A 22,431-nucleotide genomic window follows, 5' to 3' on the forward strand; every position below is an offset into this window, starting at 1 on the left:
AAAAGGAGTTAAATTATGATGAAAAAGATTCTAAGAGCTACAAGTGCTGCCTTGGCGATAGGAATTTTAGGCTTTGCTTTAACAGGTTGTGGTGGAGCTAAACTCTCACCAAAGATTCAGCAGTCTTTTGACAAAAAAGAAGAGATGTACACTCAAAGGAATATGTTTATAAGTTCGCTCGGTAGATACGGACAAAGAATGTTAGAAACGACAAATTACGGCAACGGTGAAGTTATACCCGTTAACACAAAGGTAAAATTTAAAGATGTTAACTCAAAACAAATGTCTTTTACATACAACGGCAAGTTAGTAATATTAAGAAATATTCCAAAATATTCAAACACTACCGTCGAGGGTATGATAAACAGATACTTTGGTCCAAAAAAAGTAAACTTGTCTAACTTCACTTCATCTGAAAGAAGTGCTATAAAAAACGCTTCTAGCAAGCGTATAGAAGTTGGTATGAGTAAAGATGCCGTTCTTGTTTCGCGCGGTTTTCCACCATCACACGTAACACCTGATATCAAATCAAATACATGGAAATTTTGGGAGACTAGATATAATACTATTTTAGTAGAATTTAAAAATAATAAAGTATCTAAAATAGTTGATTAACTAAACTTATAAAAAGAGAGTTTTAAGCCTTTAAACAGGCTTTTAAACCTCTTTAAAAAACCCTCTTAAACACAATTTCACTAAAATTTAATCTTAAGTTTTGTATAATTCCCAAAACAATACTAAGAGCACACTATATATATGAAAAAAGTATTAATTCTGTACTATTCTCAAACAGGTCAATTAAAAAATGTCGTAAACAGTTTTATAGAAAAACTTCCTGATGAAGAGATTAAAGTAGATATCAGAGAGATTAAACCAAAACGACCATATCCGTTTCCATGGCCGTTTTATGAGTTTTTTGACGAGTTTCCTGAATCTGTATTTATGGACGGATGCGATATAGAACCTATAGAAAATTTAGATAGTGATTACGATTTAATAATTCTTGGTTATACCGTTTGGTATATGGCACCATCAATACCCGTAACCGCATTTATGAAATCATCCCAAGCAAAAGAATTATTTAAAGACAAACCTGTAGTTACCCTTGTTGCTTGTCGCGATATGTGGGTATTGGCTCAAGAAAAAATCAAAAATATGCTCAAAGATGTAGGTGCAAGACTTATAGACCATGTAGCACTAACCGATCAAGGCGGCGAAGTAAAAAGTCTCGTAACTCTTCCAAGATATCTACTAACCGGAAAACGAGGTCCGTTTTGGATATTTCCGCCTGCAGGGATTAAACAAGAAGACATAAAAGCTGCATCAAGGTTTGGTAAAAGGCTAAATGAAGCTCTAAAGCTTGACCAAGAAAAAAAAGATGAAGCTATGCTAAAAAATTTAAATGCAGTAAACATCAACGGAAAACTTATAGCCACCGAAAAAATAGCCGATAGTAGTTTTAGAATTTGGAGTAAACTTATCAAGATGGCTGGAGAAAAGTACGGCTTTGGAAGAAAAATACTAATTACTATATATGTAATATTTTTACTCTTGCTGATATTTACGGTAATTCCGATAAATATAATAACAAGAAAGACTTTAAGCATATTTCAAAAAGAGAAAATAAAAGCTATGGAAGAATATTACGAACTTCCAAGCGGCAGATAAAGGAGAATTTTTGTCAAGAGATGTATATATAAACGATATAGCAGTTTTTTTACCGAATGAAGCTGTTGATAACGATAACATAGAAAAAGTACTAGGTCAAGTCGGGGATAGACCATCACGTGCCAAAAGATTGATACTAAGATCAAACAAAATAAAAACAAGATATTATGCGATAGATCCAAATACTAGAAAAGCTACCCATACAAATGCCCAGCTTACAGCTAACGCCATAAAAAAACTTGAAAAAAACGGTTTAGACCTTAATAGTGTTGATGTTTTATCATGCGGGACTACAATGCCGGATCAACTTATGCCAAATCATGCATTAATGGTTCACGGTGAAACAAAAATGAAGCCGCTTGAAGTTATATCGACAGCGGGAATTTGCTTAAGCGGAATTACGTCTTTAAAGTATGCATACAATGCTGTAAAAAGCGGTGATGCCGAAGTAGCTATATCCACGGGAAGTGAAAATGCTTCTGCGGTAATGAGAGCCGAAAATTTTGAACCTGAACTTGAATCAAGAGTAGATGAGCTAGAAAAAAACGGCGAAATAGCTTTTGAAAAAGACTTCCTTAGATGGATGCTAAGCGATGGAGCAGGTGCAATCGCACTTAGTTCTACACCAAATAAAAACTCACTCTCTTTAAAGATTAATAAAATCTTTTCACGTTCATTTGCCAATGAACTGGATGCCTGTATGTATGCGGGATGTGAAAAGCAAAAAGACGGCAGTTTAAAAGGATGGAGAGAATATATGCCGCAAGAATGGCTTGAAAAATCTATTTTTTCGGTAAAACAAGATGTAAAGTTGTTAAATGAACATATAACTTACTATACGGTACAAAAACCGCTAGAGATGATGCTTGAGGAAAATATGTTTAATCCTGATGAGATAGACTGGTTTTTACCGCACTATTCTTCAAATTATTTTAGAGATGAAGTTTATGAAAAAATGAAAAATGCTTCTTGCGATATACCACAAGAAAAATGGTTTACAAACCTTTCTTCAAAAGGAAATACAGGCTCTGCATCTATCTATATTATAATAGAGGAGCTGCTAAAATCAGGTAAAGTTCAAAAAGGTCATAAGTTATTATGCTACATTCCTGAGAGTGGAAGATTTTCAACGGCTTTTATGATTTTAGAAGCGGTATAAAATGGATATTAAAAACGTCCCTCAAGATAATAGCAGCGTATTTGAAGGCGGTAAAAAAGCAATCTATGCAAAAGATACGGACGGTAAGGTAAAAGTAGTAGGTTCATCAGGTTGGGAAGCAGAAGAAACTGCAACCATGCAAGCAGTAAAAGATTTGCAAGATAAAGCAAAAGAAGCTTATTGTGCGGTAAAAAAAGGTCAAAAGTCACCTTTATATTATTATATGTATGCACTTAGAATGGATTTACAGCTTTTAGCCGAATCTACAGGGTTTTTCAAATGGACTATAAAAAAAGATTTTGATCCTTTAAAATTTGAGAAAATAAAAGATAAAAGACTTGAAGTTTACGCTGAAGCTTTAGGAAAAACAAAAGAAGAATTAAAAAAATTGGAAGACTTAAACTATGAGTGTAAATAATTTTGAACATACGCACTCCGCACACTGTGAGAGCGGTGTTATGTCATCTATGCTTAGACATTACGGCATCAACTTAAGTGAAGCCATGGTATTTGGATTAAGCAGTGCACTGACTTTTGCCTATCTTCCGTTTGTAAAGATAGGGGGAATGCCTCTTATTGCATACAGAACCCTTCCAAAATCTATAATAAAAAACATCCAAAAAAATCTTGGTGTTAAGATGAAGTTGGAAACCTTTTCTTCTAAAGAAAAAGGACAAAAAAGACTTGATGAACTACTAAAAGAAGGAAAAGTCGTAGGTGCTCAAACATCGGTATTTTGGCTGCCTTATTTTCCCGAAGAGATGCGTTTTCACTTCAATGCACATAATATGGTTGTTTATGCAAAAGAAGCAGATAACTATCTTATAAGCGATCCTGTATTTGAAACAACACAAATCTGCGATAAAGCATCTTTAACAAAGGCTAGGTTTGTAAAAGGGATAATGGCTCCAAAAGGACTTCTTTACTATCCGCTAAAAGTGCCTGAAAATATCGATTTAAAACCCGTAATAAGAAAGAATATTAAAAAAACTGCAAAATCGATGTTAAAGACTCCTGTTCCTATTGCGGGCTTAAAAGGAATAAAATCTTTAGCTAAGTCTATATCAAAGCTAAAATCTAAGGATAAGAGGTACGCAAAACTATATCTTGGTCATATAGTAAGAATGCAAGAAGAAATTGGAACAGGCGGAGCCGGATTTAGATACCTTTATGCTTCTTTTTTACAAGAGGCAAGTGAGATTTTTGATAATGACGAGACATTAAAAAAATCATCACAACTGATGCTCGAAGTTGGCGATAAGTGGCGTGAATTTGCTTTGATGATAGCAAAATCAATAAAATCTAAAGAGGATATAGATTATAAAAAATTATCTGAGAAACTTTTAGAGATATCGGATGATGAATCTGCCGTATATAAAAAAATGCTAGAGTTTAAATAAGTATAATGATAAAAGTCTCTAATGTAATAAAATCTTACGGTGAGTTAAATGCACTTGATTCACTCTCTTTAGAGGTTAAAGAAAATTCTATCTTCGGTCTTTTAGGTGTAAACGGTGCTGGAAAAACAACACTTCTCTCAATATTAAACGGACTTATAGAAATCGACAGCGGAAGTATAGAGATTTTCGGGCTTGATATTAAAAAAGATAGACGTGCAGTTAAAGAGATAAGTTCAATAATACCCCAACATCTTGCATTTTATGAAAAACTGACGGTGCAAGAAAATTTGGATTTTTTTGCAAAAGTACAAAATGCTTCTAAAGAAGCATTTGATAAAGCTATAGAAATCAACTCATTATCTTCAATTTTAAACCAAACATCTTCTACCCTCTCAGGCGGACAAAAAAGAAGACTAAATATAGCTATAGGACTTTTAAATTCTCCAAAAATCATATACTTCGACGAACCTACGGTCGGTGTTGACCCAAAAAACAGAAATGAAATACTTGATTCTATAAAAGAGTATAAAAATTTTGGGATAACCGTCGTATATACATCCCATTACATGACGGAAATAGAACGTATATGCGATGAAGTAGCCATCATCTCAAAAGGCAAACTAGTAGAACAAGATCTCTTGGATAATATGCTTACAAACAGAGTGTCTGATAAGGTGAGTATTGAAATATCGTACTCTAAAAACATTGATATTAGCGATATTATTTTAAAAGACAATACAATCATAGAAACAACTCAGGATAAACTTTGTTTTGTTTTAGATAAACTTAATAAAAACAATATATCTATAAAAAATATAAGATACGGTTCAACAAATTTAGAAAAATATTTTCTAGATATTTCAGAGGGTTAAGATGTTTAGTGCTATGGTCAAAAAAGAGTTTTTACTTGTATTTCGCGACAAACATGCATTGTTGGCTCTGTTTGTTATGCCTGCTGTTTTTATACTAATCATGTCAGTAGCATTACGAGATCAATTTATAAGCGAAAAAATAAATTTTAGTATATACCTTCAAAACCATGATAATACAGAGATAAGCAAACAACTTACGGACAAACTAAAACAAGACCCCAACTTTATATTAACAAAAACAAAAAAAGATGCGGAATTTACGATAATAATTCCAAAAGATTTTAAAAAAGACAATAAAAAACTCTCTGTTATAGTCTCAAACGGCATAAAAAATGATTTACTCGAAATTTTTAAATCAAAACTATTAAAAAGTTTGGTAGCTTTAAAAATAAAAAGTGTAGCAGACGAATTAGCCCCTATGTCCTCAGAAGCTGCACAAGCCGTTAACAGTATTACCCTTTCTTACGATTCGTTATTTGACGTAAAGTATGAAAAAAATCAAAAAATACCCAATTCTACTCAACAAAGCGTACCTACTTGGATAGTATTTGGTATGTTTTTTGTAATAATACCTATGTCCACAATCTACATAAACGAAAGAAAACAAAATACTTTAACTCGATTAACATCCATGAATATATCTGTAATCTCGATGACCTTTTCTAAGATAATTCCCTATCTTCTGATTAACCACATACAAGTATGGATAATGTTATCCGTAGGAATATTCATTGTACCTCTTTTTAATACGCCTGCTTTGGAAATAAACGGTGATATATCGGCACTCATATTCTTGTCTTTATCTCTTAGTCTTTCAGCCATAGGATTATCTACTTTAATAGCCGTTAGTGCCAATTCAAGTGAGCAAGCTACGACTATTGGCGGGATACTAAATATCCTTCTTGGTGCTATAGGCGGGGTTATGGTTCCAAAATTTATAATGCCTGAATCTATGCAGAGTTTTGCAGATATTTCTCCAATGTCATGGGGGCTTGACGGATTTTTAGAAATATTTTTAAAATCCGCGGATATATGGATGGTTTTAAACGAATCAGGTATGTTATTGCTATTTGGCATGGTGTGCTTAATAGCATCTATGATAATATTAAAAACTAGAATTTCCAAGGGGTTATAAGTGGATATAGAAATATTAAAGCACGATTTAAAAGTCTTAATAATCGAAGATTGCGAAAAAGAAGATATAGAGCCGCAAGATATAAAAGACGACTTAGAACTTTTCTCTGAGGAGATAGGTTTAGAACTAGATTCTTTAGATGCATTGCAAATATCTATGGGTTTACAAAAAAAATATGGAATAAGATTAGGTGATTCTAAAGAGTTCAGACGCAGAGTTACAACTATCCAAAAATTAGCAGAGTACATACAAGAACAAAATGGATAATATATACCTATCAAATTTTGAAATACTTTGTTCGCAAGGTAACCTACAAAATACGCTTGAAGCTGTAAAAAGCAATAATATACGCATAGATAAAAAACGTATAGTTACAGATATACAAACCTTAGATGCTCCGTATTTTTTATTTGAGGATGAAATAAAAGATGATAAAAACGAGATATATAGCTCACTCAAGGAACTAGTATCTAAAATAGTATCCAAAATAGACCAACATGAACTCTCTTCAACAGGTTTGATTATAGGAACTGCTTTGGCAGATTTAAATTTAGGTTTTGCAATAAATTCAGATGCACAAGGAGATGCTTATATCTCTAAAAAAACATCTATTGACACTTATGCTTCCAAACTTGTAAAACACTTTGGGTTAAATGAGTTTACAATGACTATAAACACGGCTTGTACATCAAGTGCCAATGCCATCTTGGAAGCTTCTAACCTAATTCAGTCAAATATTTTAAATAAAGTGATTGTCTTAGGAGTGGAGATACATTCTAAAATGTTAAGCAGTGGTTTTTTGGCAATGAACTTAATAACACTTGACACACAAAAACCTTTTGAAGAATCTCGTGACGGCTTAGTATTAGGAGAAGCAATAGCAGGCTTGGTTTTATCTAAAGAAGCTTCAAAGTATAAACTTTTAGGCGGTTATTCAAACTGCAATGCCGCAAGTATTACCGGTGTGAGTGAAAGTGGTGAAGAGTATGTAGAAGTTATGCAAAAAGCACTTATAAATTCAAATCAAACTGTTGATTCTATAACTGCAGTTAAAACTCATGCTACATCTACCCCTGCTAGCGATCTTAGCGAGATGAACGCCATGGACAATATATTTTCAAAAAAACCGCCTTTATGTGCATTAAAACCTTACGTCGGACATACCATAGGTGCATGTGGTACATTGGAATTATCTTTATTTTTATCGTGTATAGATAATGGTTTTATACCCAAGTTACCATCACAAAATAAACATATCGAATGTAAAGGCGGTATATTTATGCTAAACTATTTTGGTTTTGGAGGTAATAATACCACCTTGATTATAAAAAGCGAACAAGAATGAAGTTATATATAAATGCTATCAGTTCGTATCGTTCAGACCTTGAAGATATTGATGTAAAAAAAGAATTGAAACAAAAATACAAGCATGACCCTAGACGTCAAGATTCGTTTATTCATCTTGGTGTACTTGGTGCATACAGGTTAAAAGACAAATATTCTATAAATACATTGGACGAACTATATGTTACAACAGGTATCGGTAATGTAAACGTACTTGAAAAAATTTATCAATACGTTATAAAAGACGGTAACTCAATTAAGCCATATGATTTTCTGAATATGCTTGGAAATACTACAAGTTACTACATAGCAAAAGCACTTGGAACGAAAGGAAAAGCTCTCTTTCAAATTAGTGATAATTTTACATACATAAACACTTTAATGTCCGCATTTTCATCAATAAAACTCTCAGGTAATAATGCTATAATTTCATCTTGTGATTTAGTAACAGAATCAGATAGAGTTATAAAAAGGGTACTGGGAGTGGATGAGACCACAAAGGTAGTAAGCTCTGTAAATTATCAAAGAGTATCTTTAGAAAAAAAAGATGCCTTTGCAGAGTTGGAATTAGAAAATAAAACATATACTTTAGATGAAATTAAAACCATAATACAAGAAAGCAAATTAAAAACTATTGCTTCTCCTAGATGTAAAGAATTAAATCTAAAATGTAGTGATGTTTTTTTTGAAACGATTGCTAGCAGTACGATTAATGAATATATAGAAAAAAATCAGAATATGATTTTTTGTGACTGCATCGGTGAAAAATATAAAATTATAAAATTAAGGATCTTGAATTGAATGCATATATAAACAGCTATGAAGTTGCTTGCAACGCCGGTGACACTATAGCTTTAATGGATGCAATATATAACAAAAATTCAGCTATTACCATTGATACTAATTTTTTGAACGGCAAACCCGCGGGCTTGGGAATCATGCCAAAGTACGACGACTTTTTTAAAGTTTTAGAAGATGTAGTTCAAAAAATTTTAGATCAATCAAACCTTGAGAATTTTAATAACACTCTGCTAATCCTTGGTTCATCGGTAGGCGGAATGCAAATAAGTGAAGCTCTTTTCTTTAGGGATCACCATTACAGAAATATAGACCCTCTTAAACATTCTATACATGTATTGAGCGATCATCTTATGCAAAAATTCAACTTTTACGATACACGTTCAATCTCAACAGCATGTACCTCAAGTGCCAATGCCATTTTTTTAGCTAAAAGACTTATAGATGTAGATGCATACGAGAACATTTTAGTAGTAGGTGCAGATGCCATGACACATACCACGGTATTGGGATTTAACGATCTTAGCGTGCTATCAAGCGATAAGTGCAGACCTTTTGACAAAGAAAGAACCGGTATGAATGTAAGCGAAGCTATAGCAGGTTTATTGATTCAAAATATAAAAACAAAAGATTCCATAGAGTTAAAAGGTGTCGGTGCCAGCAGTGATGCTTATCATATGACAAACCCAGATCCTGAAGCAAAAGGTGCTATATCATCTATGAATTCTGCTATAAAAGATGCAGGACTAACTCCAAATGACATTGATTATGTAAATGCTCACGGTACTGCTACATTAGCAAACGACAAAGTAGAAGCATTGGCGATTGAAACATTGTTCGACAAACCGTATGTAAGTTCAACAAAAGCGATTACCGGACATACTCTAGGGGCAGCCGGAGCTATAGAAGCCATTATTAGCTGTGAAGTTATAAAACGCTCTCTTGTAGCACCTCAAACAGGTCTTAAAGAAGCTGAAAATAAAAATATAAACTTAGTACTTGAGCCCGTAAAAAAAGAGATTAGAAATGTTGTAAGTAATTCTTTTGCTTTTGGCGGGAATAACACATCTTTAGTACTGGGGGTATGTTAATGAAAAAAGTAGCTCTAAAAATTATCAGTGCTGCAAAGGTAGCTGCTCCGAAATCTATAGAAGATCTAGATGAAAAACGAATAGTTCCAAAAATGTTGCTTAGACGTCGATTAACCAGAAATGCAAAAGTGATGTTGTATTTGAGTGACAAGTGTGGTTTTGACGGCGGAAAAGTTGTTTACGGAAGTTGTTACAGTGAGATTAAAGAAACGGTAGTTATTTCGGATGCTATTTTAAATAAAGAACCGATATCGCCGACATCTTTTCAAAACTCTGTTTACAATTCTGCACCGTCATACTTTTCACTTGTTCATCAAGATAGAGATGAAATAATAACAATATCTTCGGGTATGAATTCTTCCAGAGATGCTTTAAAAACAGCTGCTTTGCAAGCACTAGTATCCGGAGAAAAGATACTTTGTGTAGCAACTGAATGTTTAAACGTAAAAAATATCGAACAGGTTAACAGATGTACGACATATTTAGAATCCGGAGCTGCCGTCGTTGTTGAGATTGACAACGATACAACAGATGCTTGTGAGATACAAGGCAATGGAGATAGAGGTATTCTTCAATCTCTTCAAGACTTGTTTAAAGTAGTAAACATGTACGAAAATAATCAAAAAAAAATACTTATAGAACTTTAGAAGGATAAAAAAATCATGGTAATAGACAACAATACAGTAGCATATGAAAATTTCATCTATGATGAAAAAGTAACACTTAGCAATGATCCCGAATTTATAGCATTTATCAATGCCGGACATGACTTTTTAATTGAAAACATTAAAAACGGAAGACCTATCTACGGTGTAACGACAGGTTATGGTGAAGCCGGTCAGAACTATGCTGCTTTTGAAGAAGCTCAGGAATTACAAAAAAATCTTTATAGCTTTCACGGTTGTGGTGTTGGTGAAAACCTGAGTGCCGAGATTTCTAAAATCATGGTAACTATTCGTATGATCTCTCTCTCAAAAGGTAAAAGCGGAATCAGCTACGATTTACTTAAAAGATTTGAGCTTCTTTTAGATAATAAAATATACCCTGTTATCCCTGCTCAGGGTTCAGTCGGAGCTAGTGGAGATTTAACTCCGTTATCTTATATTGCAGCAGTTATCGCGGGTGAGCGTGAGTGTTACTTTAATGATGAAATAAGACCTACCGAAGAAGTTTATAAAGAACTTGGAATTGAGGCTTACGTATTTAAACCAAAAGAAGCATTGGCTATTATGAACGGTACGGCTTCAATGAGTTCAATCGCAATTGATTCTATTAAAAAATTTGAAATACTACTTGATTCTATGGAGAGCTTTGTAGCATCTATATTTGAACTTTTATTATGTGATATTACACCTCTGGAGCCGTTTGTGCATGAGAGTAAACCTTTTGATGGGCAAAAAGCCGTAGCTGCTAACGTATTGGCAAAATGTGAAGGTTCCAAACTTACTCACGAAGCGTTCAGTCGTTACGAAAACTTTCACTTAGAAGCTGAACAAAATATTCAAGACAGATACTCTATCCGTTGTGCTCCACAAGTTCTAGGTGTAGTTCGCGACAACCTTGAAGTTGCTAAAAAGTGGATTAAAACTGAGATTAACGGTGTAAACGACAATCCTCTTATCGACCATGTCGGTAAAAAAATCTACACATCCGGTAACTTCTACGGCGGTTATATAGCTCATGCTATGGATACTATGCGTATATGTGCAGGAAACGTTGCAGATTTACTTGATAAAGAGTTTGGACTATTGGTTGACCATAAATTTAACAAAGGTCTGGGCGAATCTCTTAAACTAAATAAAAAATCAACTCACCACGGTTTTAAAGCTATGCAGATTTCACTTAGCTCACTTGCGGCTGATGTTATGATAAATACAACCGCAGCATCTCTACACTCACGTCCTACAGAGTCTTTTAACCAGGATAAAGTAAGTATGGGTACAACGGCAGCACTTCACTTTAAAAAACAACTTCCTGATTTAACAAATATGTTAAGTATTGCATTTATCGGTATGGCTCAGGCCGTAGATATCCGCGGATACGAAAACTGTTCTAGCACTTTACAAAAAAACTACGACTCCGTTCGTTCTATTGTAGAAAAACTAGAGTTTGACAGACGTATGGACGGTGATATAAGAGCAGTTAATGCAATGATTCAAGAAGGTAAATTAGCATGAAAAAAGTTTTAGTTACCGGCTCAACCGGTGCTATAGGTGAAGCATGTGCAAGATATTTTCACGACAATGGATATTTTGTATATCTGCACTACCGCTCACAAGAGGCAAAAGCTAAAGAGATTCAAGCCGAACTTGAAAACTCTGAGATTTTAGGTTTTGACATTGTAAATAAAGAGGATGTGTTTTCAAAACTTGAAAGTTTGGAGATTGACGTACTTGTGAACAACGCAGGTATTACAAAAGACAACCTTTTCTTTTTCATGCAAGACAATGAGTGGAGTGACGTAATAAACACTTCCGTAAACGGTACATACAATGTTACAAAAGCCGTACTTAAAAACATGATATCAAATAAAAACGGCTCAATTATAAACGTAGCGAGTGTATCTGGTCTTGTCGGTAATACGGGTCAGACTAACTATTCTGCCGCAAAAGGTGCAATGATAGCTTTTACTAAAGCGCTTTCACAAGAAGTTGCACGTTACAAAATACGTGTAAATACTGTAGCACCCGGTTTAATAGAGTCAGACATGACAAAAGATTTACCGCTTAAAGAGCTTAAAAAAACTATACCACTTAGAAGAATCGGTAAAGCTGAGGATGTGGCTGAGACTGTATTTTTTCTAGGTGACAAAGCTTCTTATATTACGGGAGAGACCGTAAATATAAGCGGCGGTATGGTCATCACGTAAGGGGCATAAATGAAAAGAGTAGTAATTACGGGAATCGGACTTAATTCACCGCTTGGGAACAGTTATGACGAGCTTTACGAATCTTTAAAAGCTGAAAAATGCGGAATAGAATATTTGCCCGAATTTGAAGAGATTCCTGATCTTAGCACAAAAATCGGCGGAATAGTAAAAAACCTTGACTTTAAAGGTGAGATTCCAAGAAAATACCGCCGTTCTATGGGAAGAGTTGCTCAACTGAATGTTATATCTACAGCAGATGCGATAGCTGATGCAAAGCTGTCACAGGAACTTTTATCTTCTAAAAAATGCGGTATATCTTTTGGTTCTACAATGGGTGCGGATGAAGAGATATTTAGATGGATATCTGAAGTACACGAGCAAAAGAGTTATAAAGCTCAGAACTCTATGGCGTTTTTAAAAGTTATGAGTCATACAGTAGCTGCGAATATAGCCCAAATGTTTGAGATAAAAGGTCGTAATATACCGACGTGTTCTGCTTGTACATCTTCGGCTCAGGCTATCGGTGTAGGATATGAGAGTGTAAAATACGGTATGAGTGATATTATGATTTGTGGCGGTGCCGAGGGGCAACACCACCTCTCAGCAGGTATATTTGACGTACTCGGTGCTGCATCGTCTAACCATAACCACGAACCGCACAAAGCATCTCGACCTTTTAATCATTCACGTGACGGTTTGGTTATCAGTGAAGGAAGCGGGGCTATAGTCTTGGAAGAACTTGAACACGCACTTGCTCGCGGAGCTAAAATCTACGGTGAGATTATCGGTTATGCAACAAGTTGTGACGGTTCACACTTAACAACACCGTCTAAAGAAGGTATGCAAAGTGTTATGGAGTGGTCGCTTGAAGATGCACATCTTAAACCTGAACAGATTGATTACATAAACGCTCATGCTACAGCTACCGAGAAAGGCGATATAGCCGAGAGTCATGCTACATTTAGCGTATTTGGCGGTAATACCCCTATCAGTAGTACAAAAGGTCATATGGGACACTTGCTTGGCGGTTGTGGAGTAGTCGAGAGTGTTATATGTTTATTGGCACTTAATAAATCATTTTTACCAAAAACCATGAACTTTGAATCATTGGATCCAGAATGTGCAGAGATTAATGTTTTAGCAAAAAATGAGAATAAAGATTGTAAAATTGTCATGAATAATAACTTCGCCTTTGGTGGGATAAATACGTCGTTAATTTTTCAAGAGTATAAAGGATAATAAATTATGGTAACAAAAGAGGAAATTTTTGAGAAAGTAAAAACTACTTTAATAAATGACTTCGAAATAGAAGATGATGAAGTAGTACTAGACGCTCATATCTATAAAGACTTAGATTTAGACAGCTTAGATGCAATTGACTTAATGGTTACACTCGATAAACAACTCGGGATTGAAACTAAACCTGAAGAAATGAAAAATTTGGCAACTATCGATGATGTTTGCAACTTTATTGTAGATACTGTAACAGCCAAAGAAAATGGCTAAACTCCTCTCTCTTTTATATGCTCCGCTCTTTATTGTACTTATGTACAATTTTGAGTTTAAAGCGGTTGTTTTAATCTATCTATTTTTATCGGTTATCTTTTTTATATACAGATATATTAAAAAAACTTCTTTAAGAGACCTCATCCTCCCTTTATTTTATATAGTAATGCTTTTATCCGCATATAATTTTGCATCTTTTGAAATTGTAAAGCTTGTACCGGTAACTTTATCTGCCGTATTTTTTGTACTGTTTGTAGATTCAACTCTAAACAATAAAGAGTTGATTTATACTTCAACAACAAAGTTTTATCCAAAAAAGCTTCAAGATTGGGAGGTCGATTATCTAAAAAAAGGAGATGCTTATTGGGCTGTTGTTACAATGATAAATACGGCAATTCAAATAGCCGTAGTTTACTTTGCCAGTGACTACATATGGGCATTTTATACTTCGGTTGGTTGGTATATATTCTTTTTTAGTGCTCTGTTTATTCAAATAATATACGGAAGGTTTGTCTGGAGAAAAAACTTTGAGAATTAAATGTTTATATTCTTTATGGGCACTTGTACTTTTTTGGGCTCTTATTTTTGCACTTTTAATCCCTGCATATACCGTATATCTTATAGCATTTTTATTTACAAAATATCCCCAAGATGCATTTCAAATCTTCCCAAGATACATATTTAAGCTATATTTCAAAATTGTACCCAAAATTAATCTTATCCTCGATATTCCGGATGAGCTTCCAATGGGTGCGGTGTATGTAGCTACCCACCAATCAAGTATAGATTACCCTATACTCGGCTCATTTATACCAAAGTATCTATCACTTACAAACGTAAACGTAACATGGATACCCATAGCATCTACCTCGGCAAAACTTATCGGCATCAGATATCTAAACTCAAGCGATTTGGGTGCGGTGGCTAAAAGCTATGAAGAGCTCCAAAAGCAGTTAAATGAAGGAAGAAACGTTATAATCTTTCCCGAAGGTACTAGGCATCAAGCGGGAGAAGAGCTTGGCAAGTTTAAAAAAGTCGCTTTTCGTCTTGCATTAAACACTTCATCTCCAATAATACCGATTGTAATAGAGGGAAGCGGAAAAGTGCTCGCCAAAGGTGATCCATGTTACAAAACTCTAAAACAAACAGATGTTCATGTTAAAATGTTAAAACCGATTGACCCGAAAAATTTTAAAGGCGAACGTGAACTTTTAAAATACACCCAAAAACTATTGCAAGACAAAAAGGACGAAATGTGCGAAATACTTTACTCTTAATACTTTTAACACTCACTTTAGATGCAAAATCATATAAATTTGATGAATTTAGATATGTAAAAGCGGTACAAGTCGAGTTTAAAAAAAGCGGAACTATCTCTATAAACAATAAAAGCATCTCGATTACATACGATAAACCACAATACCAAAAAGTCACCTCTTCAAAAGAGGGTGTTACAATAGATAAAGGTAACGGTGAGATTCAAAATTTAGAGGGTCGTGCACTGCAATATACAAAAGTTTATTTAGAATTAATTCGTGAACTTGATGATATAAACAACTATAAAGACAATAAAAACTTTTCAGTAGAACAAGACAAAAACTTATATACGCTTTATCCAAAAGAGGGTATTGATTTTAGAATTGAAAAAATTAATATACAAACAAATAACAATAAAGTTAAAAGCTTTAAAATGCACATGAAAAATGAAGATGTAATCACTATAGTTAAAAAATGAAACATCTAAACATATTAATCTTTTTATTGCTGGGTACTATAACTCTGCTCAATTTGCAAAATATAAAAATCTCTACAAATTTTATGGATGCTTTGTTTTCAAAAGAGAGCACCGAGATTTACCAAATATCTCAAAAGCTCGGTTCATCAAGTGATATTTTAATATCTACAAAAGGATTTGATAAAAAAGCTTTAGATAAACTTTACAAAATAAAAGAAGATTTATTAAAACTAAAAGCAATCGATACGGTAAAAATATCCCTCCTTCCATCTAAAGAGATAAGAGAATATATAGCAAAAAACTACTATCTGCTATCTGATTTTAAAAATAAAAAATTTAGCGACGATGAGATAAAAAATAAGTTACAAAAAATTTACAACGAGATATCGACATCTGTATTTTATACACCCGTAGATAACAGTGATCCTATGGGACTATTTAGTTTTGGAAAAATCTCAAACGAGAGATATCTAAAACTAAAAGAACACGGTTACATATTAAAAGCCACAACAAAAATAAAACTCTCCCAAGCTAGCAAATCAAGAGAGTTATACAATCAAATTCACTCGATAACCGACAAATATCCTAACACAATATCATTCGCACCTTTTTATTTTTTAGTTGAGAATTCTGCTTATATACAAGCAGATGCCACAGATATAATCACTCTATCTTCAATATTGCTGTTAGTGCTTTATTTTATTATCTTAAAAAATATAAAACTATTTTTTCATACCGTTTTAGCACTTAGTTCATCTGCGATGCTTGCCGTTTTAATATCTACATCTATATATGATGAGATAAATATTATATCGCTTGTGTTTGGTATTAGCATAACTACTATCTCTATAGACTATATGTTTCACTACTATTTTCACGACGAGTTTGAAGCTAAAAAGTTTATAAAACAAAAAAAAGTATTTTTTGGATTTTTAACAACTTTTGGAGTATTTTTAATATTTAGTTTTATAGATATAAAACTCTTTGCCGAGCTTAGCCTTTTTTCCGTAGTATCACTCGCATCGGCATATATAATCTTTAGCTTGGCATTTCCATATCTAAATATAAAATCTCCACATATAAAGCAAAAAAATACAAAGCTGCAAAGTTTTAATCCGCTTATAGTAACGACTATATCTATTTTAATGCTTATCTATTCGACACTCTTTTTAGAATTTGATTCAGATTTAAAAAGCTTGGATTATCAAAATACAAAACTAAAAGATATCTCAAAAAAGTTCAATACTTCACTAGGTGCAGACAAATACCAAAGACTTTTACTCAGTGCATCGACAAAAGAAAAACTTCTTCAAAAATATGAACAAGTCGAACAAAAACATCCCTCAATTAAAGGTATAGGAAACTTTATATATAGCCAAAACAAATGCCAAGATAAGCTAAATACACTTAAAACTTATGATTTTATTCAACTCAACAAAAAGATAAACAGTATTTCAACAGATATAGGTTTTAGCAATATTTTTAAAAACACATATCTAAATATACAAAATACAAAATGTGAAATGGTTCTACCTGATGATATAGATTTCAAAATCATTAAATACCAAAACAAGTTTTATACTTTGGCTCTAATAGAAAAAGACGACAAGATATCAAGTGATGAAAACCTGCTTATATTAAATATGGGAGAGATATTATCAAAAAATTTGGATGAGTTAAAAAATACTCTTTTGATTTTTACTATATTTTCTTTAATATTCGTACTCGGATCTTTATTTGGAATATCAAAAACAAAAATCTTATATCCTCTGAGTTACATACTATTTCCCGTAAGTGTGGTACTATTCACGCTATCATTTTATTCGCAGCTAAATATTATGCATATGTTTGCACTGGTCATTCTTATATCTATAGGGATAGATTACGGTATATATATGTTGGACACTTCAACACACTCACAAACTACAAAAGCTATACGTTACGCTATGCTTAGCACGTTTGCAGGTTTTGGGGTACTTATATTCTCAAGTGTAAATTCACTTCACTCCATAGGATATGTAATCTCGGTTGGGATTATGTCTATATTCGTTTTATTAATTTTAAAGGGCAAAAATGAAAATATTTAATATCGACACACAAAGTTATGAAAAAATTCGTCCGATACCGGATGCATCTACGAAAATAGAACGTCTTGTTCACGCGATATATTGTTATGAAAATGAGATTTTTGAAGTTCTTTACGATAAAACACAGCCCTCTTTAAAAAAGTATGTAGAAAATTTTGACAGAGATTATATAACCCAAGAGGGGATGCAGTTTTTATTTTTTACATCGGGTACTACGGGTGATCCTACCGGTGTATATAAGACACGTAAAAATATTGAACTTGCTATTGATGATTTGATTAAGGTACTCGATACTTCAAAAATACAGCGTGTAGTTGCAACCGTACCTTTTATTCATCTTTATGGTATCGAAGCAGGTGCACTGCTATCTCATAAGCTTGGAGTTGAACTTCATACAAAAGAAAACTTTTTAATCCAAGAACTTATAGCAGAAGCTAAAAAACCAAATACCCTTGTTATAACCACTCCGCTTTTCATAAAAGCCCTAAATAAAACAACGGAACAAGATAGTTTAAAAGATAGTTTCTTTATAACATCAACTGCTCCTCTAAACCATGAGGATGCAAAAACATTTAGTGAAAAATTTAACTCTTCGGTTTTACAAATATTCGGTTCAACCGAAACGGGGGCTATAGCTTATAAAATAAATGATGAAAAAATTTGGCATGCATTTGAGAGTGTTACGCTTACGACCGAAAATAATATGCTCGGTATATTTTCCCCTTTTATAGCTCCAAAAACATTAACTTCTTTTATTCAAAACGTTGAACTACCCTTTGCAACCGAAGACATAGTAGAGGTTATAGGAAACAAAGATTTTGAACTTATAGGCAGAAGTTCAAATATAGCAAAAATTGCAGGTAAGCGTATTTCAACACTGCAAATCGAAGCTATAATAGAAAATCTTAACTACATAGATGCCGTACTTATAAAAATAAAAAGAGATGACAAAGCACTAAAAGACGAAATACTTGAAATATATGTAGAGTCAGATCAAAAACTTCAAGCAAAAGTCTTAAAAGAACTCTTTACTAAACATTTCGGTTCTTTGCATCTACCGTTTAAAATTTTTAATCACAAAAAAATTATCCGCTCATCTGTGGGGAAAAAAATTGGTTTTGAGTAATATTTTGGTATAATTCAGACAATATTAATTAAGGATACTTTGTGATAACGACAACTCAGTTAAAAGAAAAAATAATCGAAGGGTTAAGCCTTGAAGACATGACGCCGGATGAAATAGAAGATAATGAAGCATTATTCGGTGATGAAGGTTTAGGTCTAGATTCAGTGGATGCTATTGAACTTACACTTGTACTTGAAAAAGAGTTTGGTGTTAAAGTTACCAACATGAATGCTGCTGAGAGCATTTTTGCCACACCTACTTCTTTATGTGAGTATATTAACGAACAACAAACTGCTAACGCATAAACTACATGACTGAGCTTATTCTTCCACATCAAAAACCGGTACGATTTGCTTCACACGTAATCACAAGAGATGGGGATAAGGCAATAGTTCAAAATGAATTTGGGGAAGTTCCAAGCTTAGGAATGATTATAGAAGCTGCCGCTCAAAGTACGATAGCTATAGCACTAGAAGAAGAGATAGGAAGAGTCGGCTTTTTGACAACTCTTAAAAATGTAAAACTACATTCTAAACCTACGATCTCGGAATGTCAGATGCATATAGAGCTTTTAAATCGTGTAAGCGGTGTCGGACATCTGTCCTTTGAAGCAAAACAAAACGGCGTGACAATAGCAAGCGGCGGATATGTAGTTGTAATACAATGAAAACTATTATACATTCAATAATCCTTGTATTTATAAGCTTATTGTTTGTTGCTTGCGGTCCAAAAACTTTTCCGTCTGATAACAAAATTTACGACTCTCCTAAAAACTATGAATATTCTTACACTTCACATACTTTTTTATCTGAAGATTCTACAAAACTTTATGCATACCACATAAAGAGTGATGAACAAAATTCAAAAGGTCTTATCGTCTTGGCTAACGGTATGAAACAAAATATGTCTTTTAGGTTTACAGAATGGCTGTGGATACTTGATGCAGGTTATGATTTGTTTATATTTGATTATAGAAGCTATGGAGAGTCATATGCTGAAGCCGACCTATTTGGTTTTGTAGATGATGTTAAAGCAGCACTCAAATATGCTCACAGTTTGGATAAAGAGAAAAAAATAGTACTTATAGGTCAATCAATGGGCGGAACATTTGTAATAAACGCACTAAAAAATAAAGAGTATGATTACCTTTCTTTTGCCGTATCAGACTCAACATTTACGGGTTTTGACGATGTGTTAAGCAGTCTTCTCAGAAGAAGTATTATTCTTTTCCCTTTTTCTTGGATACCCTACCTTACAGTACCAAAAGAATTAAATGCCGATGAAAATATTCAATATTTAAAAACACCCATACTGTTCATAGCAGGAGATGACGATATAGTTGTAGATTATGAAGACTCCATAGAACTATATAATATGACAAAGGCTAAAAAAGCCCTTTGGATAGTCAAAGATGCCGCTCATGTACAAAGTTTCAATAACTTGGAAGTAAGAGATAATTTTTTAAAAATTTTGGAGGACAACACTTTATTATTTAAGCAACAAAAGAAAATTTTTAAATAAATCATGCCAAATTCAATTTTAATAGTAGATGGTTCAAAACTCGTAAATGACAACCTGACGAAGTATTTAACAAATGCTAACTTTGATGTAGTACAAGCTTTTAGTATATTGCAAGCAAAAGAGATTTTAACAAATAGCGATTTTGAGTTTTGTCTTTTAGACTTAAACCTTCCAGATGGCAGCGGAGAGGAACTTCTTGATATATTTGAAGAAAAAGAAGGTGTTAAAGTAGTTATATTTACTTTTGAAAAAGACAATAAAAAAAGAAGAAAACTTTTCTCTTACAACTGCGTTATCGACTATATAATAAAAGAGAGGAACTTTAACGAACTCTCTTTTAACATAGTCGAACTTATAAAAAAAATATCCACCAACGACCAATTTAATATACTTATCGTAGATGATTCTCCCACAACTTTAATGATTCTAAATATACTTCTGCAAAAACGCGGTTTTAATATCTACGAAGCTACAAACGGTGTAGATGCACTAAATATTATAAAAAACGAAAAAATCGATTCGGTTATAGCCGATTTGGAGATGCCCCAAATGAGCGGTGATAAACTTCTGGCCAAAATAAAAAAAATCCCTGAACATATCTCTACACCGATTATGATTTTATCCGGTACGTCAAAAGCCGAAATGATATCTTATGTAATCAAAAACGGAGCAAGCGACTTTATTAAAAAACCTTTTGTACCGGAAGAGTTTATCCTAAAAGTCGATAAGATGATGGAAGATTTAAAACAAAAAAAACTCATCAAGCATCAGCAAGAACTTTTGCAAAGCAAACTCGATAAAGAGATTCAAAAAAATTGGGAATATAATAAAATGCTTATTCATCAGTCAAAGATGGCTGAAATGGGTGAAATGTTAACCTACATAGCCCACCAGTGGCGTCAACCGCTTAATGCACTTGGACTGGTACTGCAAAAACAAAAATTATTTTTCTCAATGGGTACACTTGATGAAAAAAAATTAAACGAAAGTGTCTCCAAAGGATTAAACTTAGTTTCTCAAATGTCAAATACCATTGAAGACTTTAAAAACTTTTTTAAAGACGATAAACATATTCAAAATATATATATATCTGAGGTTATAGATAAAGCACTTGTAATTATAGAGCCCACTTTAGAAGCTAACGGCATATCTGTTAAAGTCCATGCAGAAATAGATACAAAACTAAGCATCATAGCAAACGAGTTGGCACAAGTGATATTAAATATTTTGGCAAATGCCATGGATGCACTTATAATAAACGAGATTAAAAAGCCAAAAATAGATATAAATATAAACCAAATAAACAACATCGCTTTAGTATCTGTTGAAGATAATGCAGGTGGGATAGATGCTGAAATAATTGAGCATATATTTGAGCCATACTTCACTACAAAACAAGAAAACAAGGGTACTGGACTTGGATTATATATGTCCAAAACTATAGTCAAAGATCATATAAACGGAGATATATTGGTATCAAATACCGATAAAGGTGCTATTTTTACTATAGTTATTCCGCTAAAGTAAACTAACTATATACACTTTTTTTCTATTGCGTATTTAACAATATCGGAATTTGAGACAAGTGATAACTTTTCGAGTATCCTTCTTCTGTATGTACTGATTGTTTTTGGTTTTACGCCGTATTTTTCAGCTATTTGCGCAGGTTTTATGCCTCTTGCAATATCACACATAACTTCATATTCCCGTTTAGACAATACATCTAAAACATCATTGTTTGCATCATCTTCGATACTGACACTCTCTTTTATTTTTTCTATTAACTCTTCTACGTTTATAGGTTTTAAAAGAAAACCGTTTGCCTGCATATTTATAGCATCCAGCAGATAACTTTTTTCACTAAAAGCCGAGGCAAATATAGTAACTATGTCTTTATGTGCTTTTTTTACTTCGCTTAGCATATCTAAGCCGTCTAAACACGGCATCCTTATGTCGGATATCAAAACATCGGGTTTATATTTTTGTATATATTCCAAACCTTCGCAGCCGTCTTTAGCTTCTGCGACGTGTTTAAACAAAGAACTTAAAATCTCGACAAGTTCCTCTCTGACATTATCATCGTCTTCAACTACAATAATACTTATGTTATCTCTAGTCAT

At 33.4% G+C, this 22,431-nt stretch carries 26 protein-coding genes; 25 read left to right on the plus strand and 1 reads right to left on the minus strand.

Features of this window, described 5'->3' with window-relative positions; genetic code table 11:
* The first annotated feature begins 15 nt into the window (after window positions 1–15).
* The 25 genes from FJR48_RS10785 (at window position 16) to FJR48_RS10905 (ending at window position 21,838) form a co-directional block, all read left to right on the plus strand.
* Window positions 16–615 (plus strand): hypothetical protein, encoded by a 600-nt coding sequence (locus tag FJR48_RS10785; protein WP_152308136.1) that lies wholly within the window; start codon window positions 16–18, stop codon window positions 613–615.
* A 141-nt stretch (window positions 616–756) separates the two neighbouring features.
* Window positions 757–1,668: a flavodoxin family protein gene (locus FJR48_RS10790; protein ID WP_152308137.1), complete on the plus strand. Its 912-nt coding sequence runs from the start codon at window positions 757–759 to the stop codon at window positions 1,666–1,668.
* 10 nt (window positions 1,669–1,678) lie between these two features.
* Window positions 1,679–2,827: a beta-ketoacyl-ACP synthase III gene (locus FJR48_RS10795; protein ID WP_152308138.1), complete on the plus strand. Its 1,149-nt coding sequence runs from the start codon at window positions 1,679–1,681 to the stop codon at window positions 2,825–2,827.
* A gap of 1 nt (window position 2,828) precedes the next feature.
* Window positions 2,829–3,245, plus strand: a complete 417-nt coding sequence (locus FJR48_RS10800) for a DarG family dialkylresorcinol biosynthesis protein (protein ID WP_152308139.1) — start codon at window positions 2,829–2,831, stop codon at window positions 3,243–3,245.
* Complete coding sequence (gene darH, locus FJR48_RS10805) at window positions 3,232–4,227, plus strand: BtrH-related acyltransferase DarH (protein WP_152308140.1); 996 nt, start codon at window positions 3,232–3,234, stop codon at window positions 4,225–4,227. The genes FJR48_RS10800 and darH overlap by 14 nt, the downstream gene beginning before the upstream one ends.
* Window positions 4,228–4,232: 5 nt before the next feature.
* Entirely contained in the window at window positions 4,233–5,099 is an 867-nt protein-coding gene (locus FJR48_RS10810; protein WP_152308141.1) for an ABC transporter ATP-binding protein, read from the plus strand.
* A gap of 1 nt (window position 5,100) precedes the next feature.
* Window positions 5,101–6,234 carry an ABC transporter permease gene (locus FJR48_RS10815; protein ID WP_152308142.1) on the plus strand — a complete coding sequence of 378 codons (1,134 nt, stop codon included), beginning with the start codon at window positions 5,101–5,103 and terminating at the stop codon, window positions 6,232–6,234.
* A complete protein-coding gene (locus tag FJR48_RS10820; protein ID WP_152308143.1) occupies window positions 6,235–6,501 on the plus strand; it encodes a phosphopantetheine-binding protein in 267 nt (88 codons plus the stop codon).
* Complete coding sequence (locus tag FJR48_RS10825) at window positions 6,494–7,579, plus strand: beta-ketoacyl synthase N-terminal-like domain-containing protein (RefSeq protein ID WP_152308144.1); 1,086 nt, start codon at window positions 6,494–6,496, stop codon at window positions 7,577–7,579. The genes FJR48_RS10820 and FJR48_RS10825 overlap by 8 nt, the downstream gene beginning before the upstream one ends.
* Window positions 7,576–8,379 (plus strand): beta-ketoacyl-[acyl-carrier-protein] synthase family protein, encoded by an 804-nt coding sequence (locus tag FJR48_RS10830; RefSeq protein ID WP_152308145.1) that lies wholly within the window; start codon window positions 7,576–7,578, stop codon window positions 8,377–8,379. Before FJR48_RS10825 ends, FJR48_RS10830 begins: the two co-directional genes overlap by 4 nt.
* Window positions 8,376–9,467, plus strand: a complete 1,092-nt coding sequence (locus FJR48_RS10835) for a beta-ketoacyl-[acyl-carrier-protein] synthase family protein (RefSeq protein WP_241856064.1) — start codon at window positions 8,376–8,378, stop codon at window positions 9,465–9,467. The genes FJR48_RS10830 and FJR48_RS10835 overlap by 4 nt, the downstream gene beginning before the upstream one ends.
* Window positions 9,467–10,114: a beta-ketoacyl synthase chain length factor gene (locus tag FJR48_RS10840; protein WP_188108582.1), complete on the plus strand. Its 648-nt coding sequence runs from the start codon at window positions 9,467–9,469 to the stop codon at window positions 10,112–10,114. Before FJR48_RS10835 ends, FJR48_RS10840 begins: the two co-directional genes overlap by 1 nt.
* A gap of 15 nt (window positions 10,115–10,129) precedes the next feature.
* Window positions 10,130–11,644: an HAL/PAL/TAL family ammonia-lyase gene (locus FJR48_RS10845; RefSeq protein WP_152308147.1), complete on the plus strand. Its 1,515-nt coding sequence runs from the start codon at window positions 10,130–10,132 to the stop codon at window positions 11,642–11,644.
* On the plus strand, window positions 11,641–12,336 hold the full coding sequence (locus tag FJR48_RS10850; RefSeq protein WP_152308148.1) for an SDR family oxidoreductase: 696 nt from the start codon (window positions 11,641–11,643) through the stop codon (window positions 12,334–12,336). The genes FJR48_RS10845 and FJR48_RS10850 overlap by 4 nt, the downstream gene beginning before the upstream one ends.
* A 9-nt stretch (window positions 12,337–12,345) precedes the next feature.
* A complete protein-coding gene (locus tag FJR48_RS10855; protein WP_152308149.1) occupies window positions 12,346–13,575 on the plus strand; it encodes a beta-ketoacyl-[acyl-carrier-protein] synthase family protein in 1,230 nt (409 codons plus the stop codon).
* Between the two features lie 6 nt (window positions 13,576–13,581).
* Window positions 13,582–13,842, plus strand: a complete 261-nt coding sequence (locus FJR48_RS10860; protein ID WP_152308150.1) for an acyl carrier protein — start codon at window positions 13,582–13,584, stop codon at window positions 13,840–13,842.
* Complete coding sequence (locus tag FJR48_RS10865; RefSeq protein ID WP_152308151.1) at window positions 13,835–14,380, plus strand: hypothetical protein; 546 nt, start codon at window positions 13,835–13,837, stop codon at window positions 14,378–14,380. Before FJR48_RS10860 ends, FJR48_RS10865 begins: the two co-directional genes overlap by 8 nt.
* Window positions 14,370–15,119 carry a lysophospholipid acyltransferase family protein gene (locus FJR48_RS10870; protein WP_152308152.1) on the plus strand — a complete coding sequence of 250 codons (750 nt, stop codon included), beginning with the start codon at window positions 14,370–14,372 and terminating at the stop codon, window positions 15,117–15,119. The genes FJR48_RS10865 and FJR48_RS10870 overlap by 11 nt, the downstream gene beginning before the upstream one ends.
* The gene (locus tag FJR48_RS10875) at window positions 15,098–15,577 is read left to right on the plus strand and encodes a hypothetical protein (RefSeq protein WP_152308153.1); all 480 of its coding nucleotides are present in this window, start codon (window positions 15,098–15,100) and stop codon (window positions 15,575–15,577) included. Before FJR48_RS10870 ends, FJR48_RS10875 begins: the two co-directional genes overlap by 22 nt.
* Window positions 15,574–17,664, plus strand: a complete 2,091-nt coding sequence (locus FJR48_RS10880) for an MMPL family transporter (protein ID WP_152308154.1) — start codon at window positions 15,574–15,576, stop codon at window positions 17,662–17,664. Before FJR48_RS10875 ends, FJR48_RS10880 begins: the two co-directional genes overlap by 4 nt.
* Window positions 17,651–18,790, plus strand: coding sequence for a class I adenylate-forming enzyme family protein (locus tag FJR48_RS10885; RefSeq protein ID WP_152308155.1), 1,140 nt, complete (start codon window positions 17,651–17,653; stop codon window positions 18,788–18,790). The genes FJR48_RS10880 and FJR48_RS10885 overlap by 14 nt, the downstream gene beginning before the upstream one ends.
* Window positions 18,791–18,831: 41 nt before the next feature.
* Window positions 18,832–19,095 carry a phosphopantetheine-binding protein gene (locus FJR48_RS10890; protein WP_241856065.1) on the plus strand — a complete coding sequence of 88 codons (264 nt, stop codon included), beginning with the start codon at window positions 18,832–18,834 and terminating at the stop codon, window positions 19,093–19,095.
* A 5-nt stretch (window positions 19,096–19,100) separates the two neighbouring features.
* Window positions 19,101–19,457: a hotdog family protein gene (locus FJR48_RS10895; RefSeq protein ID WP_152308156.1), complete on the plus strand. Its 357-nt coding sequence runs from the start codon at window positions 19,101–19,103 to the stop codon at window positions 19,455–19,457.
* A complete protein-coding gene (locus tag FJR48_RS10900; RefSeq protein ID WP_152308157.1) occupies window positions 19,454–20,311 on the plus strand; it encodes an alpha/beta hydrolase in 858 nt (285 codons plus the stop codon). The genes FJR48_RS10895 and FJR48_RS10900 overlap by 4 nt, the downstream gene beginning before the upstream one ends.
* 3 nt (window positions 20,312–20,314) lie before the next feature.
* Window positions 20,315–21,838, plus strand: coding sequence for a response regulator (locus tag FJR48_RS10905; protein WP_152308158.1), 1,524 nt, complete (start codon window positions 20,315–20,317; stop codon window positions 21,836–21,838).
* Window positions 21,839–21,843: 5 nt separating this feature from the next.
* Here the strand turns inward: FJR48_RS10905 and FJR48_RS10910 are convergent, their stop codons facing one another.
* Window positions 21,844–22,431 carry a response regulator transcription factor gene (locus tag FJR48_RS10910; RefSeq protein ID WP_152308159.1) on the minus strand — a complete coding sequence of 196 codons (588 nt, stop codon included), beginning with the start codon at window positions 22,429–22,431 and terminating at the stop codon, window positions 21,844–21,846.

The organism is Sulfurimonas lithotrophica, assembly GCF_009258225.1.
Taxonomy (GTDB): domain Bacteria; phylum Campylobacterota; class Campylobacteria; order Campylobacterales; family Sulfurimonadaceae; genus Sulfurimonas; species Sulfurimonas lithotrophica.

Bases quoted from the DNA above. Each gene is read 5' to 3' on its own strand.
- FJR48_RS10800 (WP_152308139.1), top strand. From the start codon at position 2,829: ATGGATATTAAAAACGTCCCTCAAGATAATAGCAGCGTATTTGAAGGC.
- FJR48_RS10785 (WP_152308136.1), top strand. From the start codon at position 16: ATGATGAAAAAGATTCTAAGAGCTACAAGTGCTGCCTTGGCGATAGGA.
- FJR48_RS10905 (WP_152308158.1), top strand. From the start codon at position 20,315: ATGCCAAATTCAATTTTAATAGTAGATGGTTCAAAACTCGTAAATGAC.
- FJR48_RS10885 (WP_152308155.1), top strand. From the start codon at position 17,651: ATGAAAATATTTAATATCGACACACAAAGTTATGAAAAAATTCGTCCG.
- FJR48_RS10825 (WP_152308144.1), top strand. From the start codon at position 6,494: ATGGATAATATATACCTATCAAATTTTGAAATACTTTGTTCGCAAGGT.
- FJR48_RS10790 (WP_152308137.1), top strand. From the start codon at position 757: ATGAAAAAAGTATTAATTCTGTACTATTCTCAAACAGGTCAATTAAAA.
- FJR48_RS10810 (WP_152308141.1), top strand. From the start codon at position 4,233: ATGATAAAAGTCTCTAATGTAATAAAATCTTACGGTGAGTTAAATGCA.
- FJR48_RS10845 (WP_152308147.1), top strand. From the start codon at position 10,130: ATGGTAATAGACAACAATACAGTAGCATATGAAAATTTCATCTATGAT.
- FJR48_RS10880 (WP_152308154.1), top strand. From the start codon at position 15,574: ATGAAACATCTAAACATATTAATCTTTTTATTGCTGGGTACTATAACT.
- FJR48_RS10840 (WP_188108582.1), top strand. From the start codon at position 9,467: ATGAAAAAAGTAGCTCTAAAAATTATCAGTGCTGCAAAGGTAGCTGCT.
- FJR48_RS10865 (WP_152308151.1), top strand. From the start codon at position 13,835: ATGGCTAAACTCCTCTCTCTTTTATATGCTCCGCTCTTTATTGTACTT.
- FJR48_RS10910 (WP_152308159.1), bottom strand. From the start codon at position 22,431: ATGACTAGAGATAACATAAGTATTATTGTAGTTGAAGACGATGATAAT.
- darH (WP_152308140.1), top strand. From the start codon at position 3,232: ATGAGTGTAAATAATTTTGAACATACGCACTCCGCACACTGTGAGAGC.
- FJR48_RS10855 (WP_152308149.1), top strand. From the start codon at position 12,346: ATGAAAAGAGTAGTAATTACGGGAATCGGACTTAATTCACCGCTTGGG.
- FJR48_RS10830 (WP_152308145.1), top strand. From the start codon at position 7,576: ATGAAGTTATATATAAATGCTATCAGTTCGTATCGTTCAGACCTTGAA.
- FJR48_RS10895 (WP_152308156.1), top strand. From the start codon at position 19,101: ATGACTGAGCTTATTCTTCCACATCAAAAACCGGTACGATTTGCTTCA.
- FJR48_RS10860 (WP_152308150.1), top strand. From the start codon at position 13,582: ATGGTAACAAAAGAGGAAATTTTTGAGAAAGTAAAAACTACTTTAATA.
- FJR48_RS10815 (WP_152308142.1), top strand. From the start codon at position 5,101: ATGTTTAGTGCTATGGTCAAAAAAGAGTTTTTACTTGTATTTCGCGAC.
- FJR48_RS10900 (WP_152308157.1), top strand. From the start codon at position 19,454: ATGAAAACTATTATACATTCAATAATCCTTGTATTTATAAGCTTATTG.
- FJR48_RS10850 (WP_152308148.1), top strand. From the start codon at position 11,641: ATGAAAAAAGTTTTAGTTACCGGCTCAACCGGTGCTATAGGTGAAGCA.